The sequence below is a fragment of the Escherichia sp. E1130 genome (assembly GCF_005781065.1).
In the GTDB taxonomy this organism is placed as follows: domain Bacteria; phylum Pseudomonadota; class Gammaproteobacteria; order Enterobacterales; family Enterobacteriaceae; genus Escherichia.
The window spans coordinates 35,527-45,277 of the sequence record NZ_VATL01000031.1; the positions used below are offsets into that span (position 1 = coordinate 35,527).

Sequence of the window (9,751 nt, forward strand, 5' to 3'; positions counted from 1 at the left end):
TAGTTTGCCCTGTGAAGCGACTACAAGCATTTAAATTCCAGTTAAGACCCGGTGGTCAACAGGAGCGTGAAATGAGGTGCTTCGCAGGCGCATGTCGTTTCGTTTTCAATCGTGCTCTGGCGCTTCAGAATGAGAATCATGAGGCCGGTAATAAATACATCCCTTACGCGAAAATGGTTTCCTGGTTGGTTGAGTGGAAAAATGCCACTGAAACACAATGGATTAAAGATGCCCCATCACAGCCATTGCAACAGTCACTGAAAGACCTTGAGCGAGCCTACAAAAATTTCTTCCAGAAGCGTGCGGCTTTTCCCCGATTCAAAAAGCGGGGACAGAATGACGCATTCAGCTACCCGCAGGGCGTTAAGCTCGATCAGGAAAACAGCCGTATTTTTCTGCCGAAACTTGGCTGGATGCGCTACCGGAACAGTCGTCAGGTCATGGGGGTTGTAAAAAATGTCACAGTCAGCCAGTCCTGCGGTAAGTGGTACACCGTATCGTAAATATCCGCAGGGACTACCTTCACAAAGTCACAACGACAATCAGCAAAAACCACGCAATGATAGTCATTGAGGATTTGAAGGTCAGCAACATGTCAAAGTCAGCCGCGGGTACGGTCAGCCAGCCGGGGCGCAATGTCCGGGCAAAATCAGGTTTAAACCGTTCGATACTGGATCAGGGCTGGTATGAAATGCGCCGCCAGCTTGAGTACAAGCAGCTCTGGCGTGGCGGTCAGGTGCTTGCTGTTCCGCCAGCGTACACAAGCCAGCGTTGCGCGTGTTGTGGTCATGCAGCGAAAGAAAATCGCCTGTCACAAAGTAAATTCAGATGCCAGGTATGTGGATATACTGCGAACGCCGATGTAAACGGCGCTCGTAACATTTTAGCGGCGGGACACGCCGTTCTTGCCTGTGGAGGGATGGTGCAGTCAGGCCGCCCGTTGAAGCAGGAACCCACCGAAATGATTCAGGCGACAGCCTGAACGTAGCAGGGATCCTCGTCATTCAGGGCGTGGAGGATGTCAAAACCTGGAATAGACGCCGCACAGGCTATTTTGTGCGATCGCGGACATGCATCACGTTCGCAAATCGCCGATCCCGTTAATTTCGTTGCTTATTGCGTTACGAGCTACGCTTTTAAAACAACCTTCTTAGCGAGGCGATACCGTGAGCCGATTCATCCCCGTAGAATTACACCATGCCAGCCGTCTGTTAAATCATGGCCCTACTGTCCTGATCACCAGTTTAGATGAGCAATCCCAGCGGCGTAACATTATGGCGGCAGCCTGGTCAATGCCGGTGGAGTTTGAACCTCCACGCGTGGCGATTGTAGTAGATAAATCGACATGGACGAGGGAGTTGATTGAACGTAACGGTAAATTTGGCATCGTTATCCCGGGCGTTGCAGCGACTAACTGGACATGGGCAGTGGGAAGTGTATCTGGGCGTGAAGAAGATAAATTTAATTGCTATGGCATTCCGGTGGTGAAAGGTCCGGTGCTTGGTTTGCCACTTGTTGAAGAGAAATGTCTGGCGTGGATGGAGTGCCGATTGCTACCAGCGACTTCCGCGCAAGAGAAATACGACACGCTGTTTGGCGAAGTGGTATCAGCAGCGGCAGACGCACAGGTATTTGTCGAAGGCCGCTGGCAGTTTGATGATGATAAGCTCAATACGTTGCATCATTTAGGCGCTGGCACGTTTGTTACCAGCGGCAAGCGTGTTACGGCTGGTTAAGCATTACATGCTGTAACCAGGTTTCTTTATCAAGGCATCCATTTGGGGCGCAATTTCGGCGTCCCAGATAGCTTGCCATGATTCTGGTTGAATCTGCTGTAGCGCAATGCTTATCGAGCTGTCTTTACTGTTCAGATGGCGAATAATAACGTCGGTAATATCTGCAGCAAGCGCTGCTTTTTGTTGTTCGTCCAGTTCACGCGGAAAACATTTAATGTCTATGTGCGGCATGATTGTGCTCCTTTTGAAAGATGTCAGTAAAATTAACACACGTTGTGAATGTCGTGTGTCCGGTAATGCGTTTTTACGGTAATAATGCCTACTTGAAATTGTACATATTTGTACTACACCCTTTTAAATAAAGCGCCAACGAAAACGTTAACTTGCAGAATATATTCTTCGCCAACATGCCATTAAGAAAACACCAAGTTCCCGGCTTGCCAATTTGTTAACGCCCATTATAGTTATTCTTGCCCTCACTAAAAATTTTCATCCGTAATTACCCTCAATAAAAATCCATTCTGGAGACACTTAAGATGCAGCTTAATCATATTGTTAAAAGTCTGCTAATAACGGGATTATTCACCACCAGTTCCTTACCTCTCCTCGCGGCGGAAGCCCCTAAAAACGCCACCGCAGCCACGCAGCAAGCAAACAATTTACTCTATAACCAGTTGCCGTTTTCCGATAACACTGACTTTACTGATGCCCATAAAGGTTTTATTGCCCCTATTCCTCAGGACGTGATTAAGGGCGAACAAGGAAATGTTATCTGGGATCCACAACAATACGCTTTTATCAAAGAAGGCGATAAAGCCCCTGATACGGTGAATCCAAGTTTATGGCGTCAGGCGCAACTGATAAATATCAGCGGATTATTTGAAGTGACTGAAGGTGTCTATCAGATTCGTAACCTCGATCTATCAAATATGACCATCATTGAAGGCAAAGAGGGTATTACCGTCGTTGATCCACTTGTTTCAGCAGAAACAGCCAAAGTTGGGATGGATCTCTATTACAAAAATCGCGGCCAAAAACCGGTAGTGGCGGTTATCTACACACACAGTCATGTCGATCACTACGGTGGTGTTCGCGGCGTAATTGATGAAGCTGACGTTAAATCAGGCAAAGTTAAAATCTATGCGCCAGCCGGATTTTTGGAGGAGGCCGTTTCCGAAAATATTATGGCTGGCAATGTGATGAGCCGACGAGCCAGTTATATGTATGGCAACTTATTGAAACCTGATGTTAAAGGCCAGGTCGGCGCGGGACTGGGAACAACCACTTCAGCAGGAACGGTCACGTTGATTGCTCCTACTAACTACATCACCAAAACCGGGCAAAAAGAAACTATTGACGGGTTGACCTATGATTTTCTGATGGCGCCAGGTTCCGAAGCGCCTTCTGAAATGCTGTGGTTTATTGAGGAAAAGAAACTGATCGAAACAGCAGAAGATGTCACGCACACCCTTCATAACACCTATTCGCTGCGCGGGGCTAAAATTCGCCAACCGCTGCCGTGGTCAAAATATATTAACGAAGCGCTCAATCTATGGGGTGATAAAGCCGAGATTATTCTCGCTCAACATCACTGGCCAACCTGGGGCAATGATAACGTGGTCAAACTGCTTAAAAGCCAGCGTGATTTGTATCGTTACATCAATGATCAAACTCTGCGTATGGCAAATCAGGGGATGACCCGTGATGAAATTGCCGCAAACTTTAAACTGCCCTCTTCACTGGCTAACACTTGGGCGAATCGCGGTTATTATGGTTCGGTAAGTCATGACGTAAAAGCAACTTACGTGCTTTATCTCGGCTGGTTTGATGGTAACCCCGCAACGCTTGATGAACTGCCGCCAGAAGAAGGCGCAAAGAAATTTGTCGAGTATATGGGCGGTGCTGATGCCATTTTACAAAAAGCCAAACAGGATTATGACCAGGGTAATTTCCGCTGGGTTGCTCAGGTTGTCAGTAAGGTGGTGTTTGCGGATCCAAACAACCAGGCAGCGAGAAATCTGGAAGCTGATGCGCTTGAGCAGTTAGGCTATCAGGCTGAATCTGGGCCGTGGCGTAATTTCTATCTCACTGGCGCACAGGAATTGCGTAACGGCGTACAAAAATTACCAACACCAAATACTGCCAGCCCTGACACTGTGCGTGCAATGACGCCAGAGATGTTCTTTGATTATCTTGCCGTCCATATTAATGGTGAGAAAGCGGCAGATGCCAAAGCCGTGTTGAATTTCGATTTTGGTGAAGATGGCGGCACCTATAAAGTGGAGCTTGAAAATGGTGTTCTCAATCATACCGCTGGTGTAGAGGCTTCGAATGCGGATGCCACTATCACTCTGTCTCGTGATGTATTGAACAAAATAGTACTGAAAGAAGAGACGCTGAAAGAAGCCACGGACAAAGGAGACGTTAAAATTACCGGCAATGCGGAAAAACTCAACGAGCTGTTAGGTTATATGGATAATTTTGAATTTTGGTTCAATATAGTGACACCTTAAATTCAGTATAAATTGGGCAGGTTTCCTGCCCTTTTCTGGTTATAAAAAATGGTTTCTGATAAAAGAAAAAACGCTCATTATTCGTGGAAAAATCGCCAGGATATGGTTATTCGCGGAATGTCGATTAGCCTGCCGTGGTTTGCCTTGATTAATATCTGTTTTTCATCGATGATTTTGCTGCGTGGTATTTTGTTTAATGAGGACATGACTTCAGGGCTTAATGAGAAAAACCTTGTACATACTATTGATATTTCATCTTTCGGCATTCTGCTGATTAGTGGCCTTTTATTGCTCATCTCCCGAAAAAAAGTGCTGTATATTCAGCAACTATTGGTCATTCTAAGCCTGTTATGGTCATGGTGTTGCTTTTATTTCATTGCACACTGGACGTTACCTTTTGCTTACCCTCTGTGTGTATTATTAATGCTTAGTGCCGTTGTTGCGCTGTATTTTCACACGCCATCATTACTCGCATTTATCACTCCATTATGGTTTAGCATCCCGTTAGCCAGTCTTGTTCTCAATCAGCATGTGAATGTTCATTTCGCTGTCATCTGGGGCCTTTTTTCACTGGCGCTATATGGTGGGCGACTTATTTTATTACGTTGGTTTGAAGAAGCATGGCAACAAAACAAGTACAACAACCAGTTAATTAATCGCCTTGATGCATTAGCACATCGTGATCCTTTAACTGGGATAGCAAACCGACGTGCAATGAACAGTATCTTACACGACGCGATAGATAACGGCGGGTCATTTGCTCTCATTATGTTGGATGTCGATTTTTTTAAACGCTACAACGACACCTACGGGCACCCAGCGGGCGATAAATGTTTGATACAAGTTGCCGACGCCCTGCAACGCGCAATTCGCCAGCCTGAAGATATAGTCGCTCGTTATGGTGGCGAAGAGTTTGCCATCCTACTTTTTAATGCGACATTGCCGGAAGCTGAGACGGTAGCAGCCAGAGTGAAGCAAGAACTTAAACTGGCAGCTATCCCGCATCAGGCATCTGCTGTTAATGCATTTGTTACGGTTAGTCAGGGGATTGCCTGTTCTGCTCCCGCAAAAACGGCTGAACAAATTGTTTCGGATGCCGACAGCGCTTTATACCGGGCGAAAGAAAGTGGGCGAAATCGATGGGCTTTATAAGCATTAGTGGACTGGCCAGATTACGTCTCTCCGCTCTCAACAAGGGCTGACGGGTGGTAATATTTGTCTAGAGCTATCTTCTCTGCGATGTCTTTCTGGCATTCATTGGAGCGGTGGTGATTATTTTTCCTTTAATGCCCATCATGTTAAGACGTTCAGAAATCACATAATCTCATTGGATTTTTCATCCGTCTTGATCTGTCCGATGACCAGACTGTGCATTGTTGAGAACGCACTAATGACATGAATCGCTCCCTTACGGCGACTCTTGTCATAAGAATGCCGGAGTGTTTTTCCATCAATTGCGATGACGTCTTTATCATCTGAAGAATGGCAATCACGCATCCAGTTAATATAGCACTCATGAAATTTTACAGGACTGATACAGGATACAACTCTGGCAATAATATCGTGAACAGGAATACCATTTTCAAAATCACCATATTGTTTTAAAAAATCGAGATGTGTTTCTCCAAAATCCTCTATATCTTCCCAACCTTCTGCACCAGAAATAACGGCGCAAATAGTCAACAGTAGAATATCTGACAATTTATGTTCCACTTTCCAGGCTTGTCTGTAATCGGGGATAATAGAAATATGTCCCATCAACTTTTTAAGTTCTATTTTGTTCTCCTTAATTATGTAAGGAGTATTTGATCATGTATAAGCAATGAAAAACAGCTTTAGGTAATAAGGAATATCTCAATTTTTAAACATAAAATGCGAATTATTTAGTACAAAAAGTGTACTTCTGATGATCTTTCCCTGAGTTGCCAGGCTCTTACCTTGCGTCGCACTGATGTTTCTTCAACACCAAAGTACGACGTGCGCCATCGTGTCCGGCAATATAATGATTAACGACAGCTAATCTGGTTTTGAGAGAATATTTTGGCTTTGCCATAAAAAACTGCACCTTAATCAGTTGGGTGTCCAACTTTTGGGGTGCAGTCCAGAGATTTAATTCCTCACCCGCTTTATTTTAATCGCCTGGTTTTTCCCAATACTTTATTTTTTCCATTTCTCTTTCGATATCATCCATATCATCATCGCCTAGTTCGTTATTAAATTTCTCCGTTATAATCATTCTTATATATGCAAGACGATGAGTTATTTTATTTCTATCAATAAATTCAGTGGTTTCTTTGCAATAAGCAATTTCATTATTAATCATATTATCATCGCTTTGAGAATGATAATAATACCGGGCTATGTCTCTAAGAGAAATCAGCAAATAATTAATTTCACTTAGAACAGACAAAGCCTCCTCTCCAGTTAACACGATGTTTTTATTGTCTTTATGCATATTATTTCCGTTTGGTGATTTTTGCATTATCAGAAAGAGTGATATCACCTTTTGCAGTCAATTCATCGGTGTGATATCGTGGATTAGGTACCCATTCAAGTTGTTCATTTGGAACATCAGTTTCAACATAATCACACCCACGGCCTGGTTTTATTTGATATTTACTTTCGACTTCGACTTGACTTAATGGTTTTTTACTAGCCGGCTCAAGATACACTCTATTATTATCTTTTGCCAATATTTTACCTGTTTTACCAATCTCGGTTGAACCTTTACGATTAGTATAATGCCGCACACAAGTCGTTCCATTACAAAGTTCTTTATCTAATCCGAGTGGATCACTATATTTCAGCGGATTCGGCGCATAAGCATATAAGTTCAGCCCACCGTTTAATCCTATCGGGTCAGAATGCGCAATCTATCCATCTTGCAAATCGTACCACCCAGGGCAAGATTACGAAAGCCCGCTCCCCGCAAGGACTGACGCCAGGTAGTTTCTGTCCATGGCTGCTTTTCGCATCTTACGTCTTAACCCTGCCTTGAATACCTTATCATTCGTCAAAATATTAATAGCGATGTGCCGTATCCCTGAAAATAATTCTGCTGCGTTTCCTCTTCTGATTTTGCAGTCGTCTTCATTCATTACCACGTCCAGACGCCAGTGCAGCTTATTCTCCACGTGCCAGTGATTTCGGATCGCTGTGGCGAACTTCTCTGCGGTTAAATCAGCAGAACTGATATAATATCTGACCGTCATTTCTGGCTCTTTCTTTTGCTCTGCTATTATTGAACGAAAGGAGACTGCCACGCATAATTTTTTCAGTCCTTTCCATTCAAACGTGAAATCAATAAGTTCATCAGGGACATCGCAAACAATGTGAAGACGGATTTCTTCTCTGCCGTGACTCTTTTCACTAATTGCGTAACTGTCATGCTCTGGATTATTTAATTCTTTCAGTGGAAATTTTTCCTCAAAGGCTTTATTTAGCCGCCCCTGGTTTCCTTTTACAGCGAATAAATAATCACCTCCCTGTCTTTGTATCTTCTCTGCAATATCTTTCTGGCAACCCATCGCATCAGTTGTGATAATTTTTCCTTTAATATCCAACACTCCGGATCGTAGAACCAGAACAGGTTATAATGCAGTCCCGTTTCACGTTCAAGGTACTGTTCCTGAAAACGCAGGTATTAGTGTTTTCGAATTATCAACTACAGTTAAGTGTTTAATTTGCTAAATAGATAATCATATAATGACTCAGCTATAAATTCAGCATGCTCAATCTTTACTACTAAATTAAAAAAATAATGTTGATCATATAAATCATCAATAATTAAATGATCGCACATAAAAAATTTAGTATAACTTAAATATATACATTTAATATCAGCGGATATTTTTTCCAAATCAATCTGAGAATTGGTAACGTCATAAAATATATTCATATACTCCCGATTAATTTGACTAATCTCTATAAAAGGAGCATTCAGTTTCTCACACTGCTTCCAGTGATAACTCTTTTGCTTACTATCTTGATAGATAAATTTCATGATCAATCCTTTATCTTATAGTCAGTAACATGAGTCATTCTTCCATTCTTATCAAACTTCGCCATATAATGAACAACTACACCGTTGGTTTTTTGTTCTACTTTTGACCACCCCTTACCTTTAAAGTGAGGATCTCCAATTTGATCTGCTTTAATAATTACCGAGCCATTTTCAGGATGCTTCATTACATGATCTAATGCAAACTCTTCATTCTTGTTTCTTGGCCTCGTTCTGCCTGTAGATTTTGATTTTGTTTTTTCAGGCTTACGTGATGAGGAACATTTTCTTAATCCAAGGGGATCAATCCATGAGAGCGGATTTGGCGCATAAGCATAGAGGTTTATACCCCCCGCCAGCCCTATCGGATCAGGTTATGTAACTCTTCCACGCTCCGGGTCATAGTATCTGAACAGGTCATAATGCAGTCTCGCCTCACAACCAAAGTCATCCATTGAGAATGCAAAGGCAGAATTATCTTCCGACTAAATTCATTTTTAGTTCATTAGCCAACTCAACTATGTCTTTATCTTGACTATGTATTCCTAATGTTACATGCATATTTAACAATGTATTATTTCTTATAACATACAAAAACTCTCCAATATCTTTATATAAATAATAGTCTAAACCATTCTTATAAAAACTGGATATGATATCTTCGACTAACTCATGTCGAGCTAACAACCATCCACGTGAAATTATAATATTTCTTGACAGAATTTTTTCTTCATCATTACCGATGATCGATATATTTATAAGTTTCTCGAGATATAAATCAGATGAAGACAAATCAAGCAAACCGTCTTTTATTAATTTCAGAGACACTCTTCTATATTCACTATCGTTAGAACACAACAAAAACATTAAATCAGGTTCATATTCGAGAAGTAGGGAACGGACATGATAATAGTATTGGTTTAGAGCGATTTCCTGTAACTCATAGTTTGACCATGTAATCCCATTGCATTGGACTAACTCAATAAAATTACGAGTCCCTTCATTAAAACAATCTTCTATAGCAATAAACTTTTTTATAAAATTGTTCATATTTTACCACCATACTCCCATGGTAATGAATTAAACAAATCATTGAACTCATCTGGCGTCATATCTCTAGTAGGATACACTGTTGAATGTCCAGGAGACATATACCCTCCCGGCATATCACGCCCATCGTGCTTAATACCTAGCCCATCAGGCATTTTCACATCTTCAGGTAAAGTATGATAATGCCCCTGTAAACCTGATTCTTTAGGTGTTCTGGTCACTGATTTACCTTGAGGTCTTACCTTACCTGCTTGTGAAGGAAGTAAACCATGCTCATTGGGTGTCAAATCTCGCTCACGAATACCTTTTGGCCCACTCTTATTTCCAAATGCACAAAGCCGTTGTAAGCCTAACGGATCAATCCAGTTTATTGGGTTAGGCGCATAATCATATAAATTCAGCCCGCCCGCCAGCCCTATCGGGTCCGTAACTATGAACCGCCCGACATCCGG

General features: G+C 42.4%; 10 protein-coding genes and 4 pseudogenes. 4 read left to right on the forward strand and 10 right to left on the reverse strand.

The window, feature by feature from the left end:
- Positions 1–11 precede the first annotated feature (11 nt).
- Positions 12–982 (forward strand): annotated as a pseudogene (locus FEK66_RS22615) (transposase).
- 184 nt (positions 983–1,166) lie between these two features.
- Positions 1,167–1,736, forward strand: coding sequence for a flavin reductase family protein (locus FEK66_RS22620; protein ID WP_130210861.1), 570 nt, complete (start codon positions 1,167–1,169; stop codon positions 1,734–1,736).
- Between the two features lie 3 nt (positions 1,737–1,739).
- Here FEK66_RS22620 and pptA read toward each other — a convergent pair whose 3' ends face one another.
- Positions 1,740–1,967, reverse strand: a complete 228-nt coding sequence (gene pptA / locus FEK66_RS22625) for a tautomerase PptA (RefSeq protein ID WP_130210863.1) — start codon at positions 1,965–1,967, stop codon at positions 1,740–1,742.
- Between the two features lie 305 nt (positions 1,968–2,272).
- On the opposite strand from pptA, the gene FEK66_RS22630 reads away from it, so the two are divergent.
- Both FEK66_RS22630 and FEK66_RS22635 read left to right on the forward strand, forming a co-directional pair.
- Entirely contained in the window at positions 2,273–4,249 is a 1,977-nt protein-coding gene (locus FEK66_RS22630; RefSeq protein ID WP_130210865.1) for an alkyl sulfatase dimerization domain-containing protein, read from the forward strand.
- A gap of 102 nt (positions 4,250–4,351) precedes the next feature.
- Positions 4,352–5,401, forward strand: a complete 1,050-nt coding sequence (locus tag FEK66_RS22635; protein WP_135493544.1) for a GGDEF domain-containing protein — start codon at positions 4,352–4,354, stop codon at positions 5,399–5,401.
- Positions 5,402–5,475: 74 nt separating this feature from the next.
- Here FEK66_RS22635 and FEK66_RS22640 read toward each other — a convergent pair.
- From FEK66_RS22640 to FEK66_RS26095, 9 genes and pseudogenes are all read right to left on the reverse strand, one after another.
- Positions 5,476–6,025: pseudogene (locus tag FEK66_RS22640) on the reverse strand (ISAs1 family transposase); the annotation flags it as partial.
- 355 nt (positions 6,026–6,380) lie between these two features.
- Positions 6,381–6,704, reverse strand: coding sequence for a hypothetical protein (locus tag FEK66_RS22645; protein WP_135493543.1), 324 nt, complete (start codon positions 6,702–6,704; stop codon positions 6,381–6,383).
- Between the two features lies 1 nt (position 6,705).
- Positions 6,706–6,999: an HYD1 signature containing ADP-ribosyltransferase family protein gene (locus FEK66_RS22650; protein WP_138211549.1), complete on the reverse strand. Its 294-nt coding sequence runs from the start codon at positions 6,997–6,999 to the stop codon at positions 6,706–6,708.
- Positions 7,000–7,158: 159 nt separating this feature from the next.
- Positions 7,159–7,815 (reverse strand): annotated as a pseudogene (locus tag FEK66_RS22655) (ISAs1-like element ISEc1 family transposase); the annotation flags it as partial.
- A gap of 104 nt (positions 7,816–7,919) precedes the next feature.
- The gene (locus FEK66_RS22665; RefSeq protein ID WP_138211550.1) at positions 7,920–8,252 is read right to left on the reverse strand and encodes a hypothetical protein; all 333 of its coding nucleotides are present in this window, start codon (positions 8,250–8,252) and stop codon (positions 7,920–7,922) included.
- Positions 8,253–8,254: 2 nt separating this feature from the next.
- Entirely contained in the window at positions 8,255–8,437 is a 183-nt protein-coding gene (locus tag FEK66_RS25750) for a hypothetical protein (protein ID WP_167854215.1), read from the reverse strand.
- A gap of 93 nt (positions 8,438–8,530) precedes the next feature.
- A pseudogene (locus tag FEK66_RS26090) lies at positions 8,531–8,677 on the reverse strand (RHS repeat-associated core domain-containing protein); the annotation flags it as partial.
- A gap of 46 nt (positions 8,678–8,723) precedes the next feature.
- Positions 8,724–9,299 (reverse strand): hypothetical protein, encoded by a 576-nt coding sequence (locus tag FEK66_RS22675; protein ID WP_135492627.1) that lies wholly within the window; start codon positions 9,297–9,299, stop codon positions 8,724–8,726.
- Positions 9,296–9,751 (reverse strand): RHS repeat-associated core domain-containing protein (locus FEK66_RS26095; RefSeq protein ID WP_276609510.1); only part of this gene is annotated, 456 nt, incomplete at its 5' end. The genes FEK66_RS22675 and FEK66_RS26095, both read right to left, overlap by 4 nt.

What these genes read in the sequence shown, in the direction of transcription:
- FEK66_RS22635 (WP_135493544.1), top strand. Translation starts at nt 4,352, where the DNA reads ATGGTTATTCGCGGAATGTCGATTAGCCTGCCGTGGTTTGCCTTGATT.
- FEK66_RS22630 (WP_130210865.1), top strand. Translation starts at nt 2,273, where the DNA reads ATGCAGCTTAATCATATTGTTAAAAGTCTGCTAATAACGGGATTATTC.
- FEK66_RS22645 (WP_135493543.1), bottom strand. Translation starts at nt 6,704, where the DNA reads ATGCATAAAGACAATAAAAACATCGTGTTAACTGGAGAGGAGGCTTTG.
- FEK66_RS22675 (WP_135492627.1), bottom strand. Translation starts at nt 9,299, where the DNA reads ATGAACAATTTTATAAAAAAGTTTATTGCTATAGAAGATTGTTTTAAT.
- pptA (WP_130210863.1), bottom strand. Translation starts at nt 1,967, where the DNA reads ATGCCGCACATAGACATTAAATGTTTTCCGCGTGAACTGGACGAACAA.
- FEK66_RS22665 (WP_138211550.1), bottom strand. Translation starts at nt 8,252, where the DNA reads ATGAAATTTATCTATCAAGATAGTAAGCAAAAGAGTTATCACTGGAAG.
- FEK66_RS25750 (WP_167854215.1), bottom strand. Translation starts at nt 8,437, where the DNA reads ATGAAGCATCCTGAAAATGGCTCGGTAATTATTAAAGCAGATCAAATT.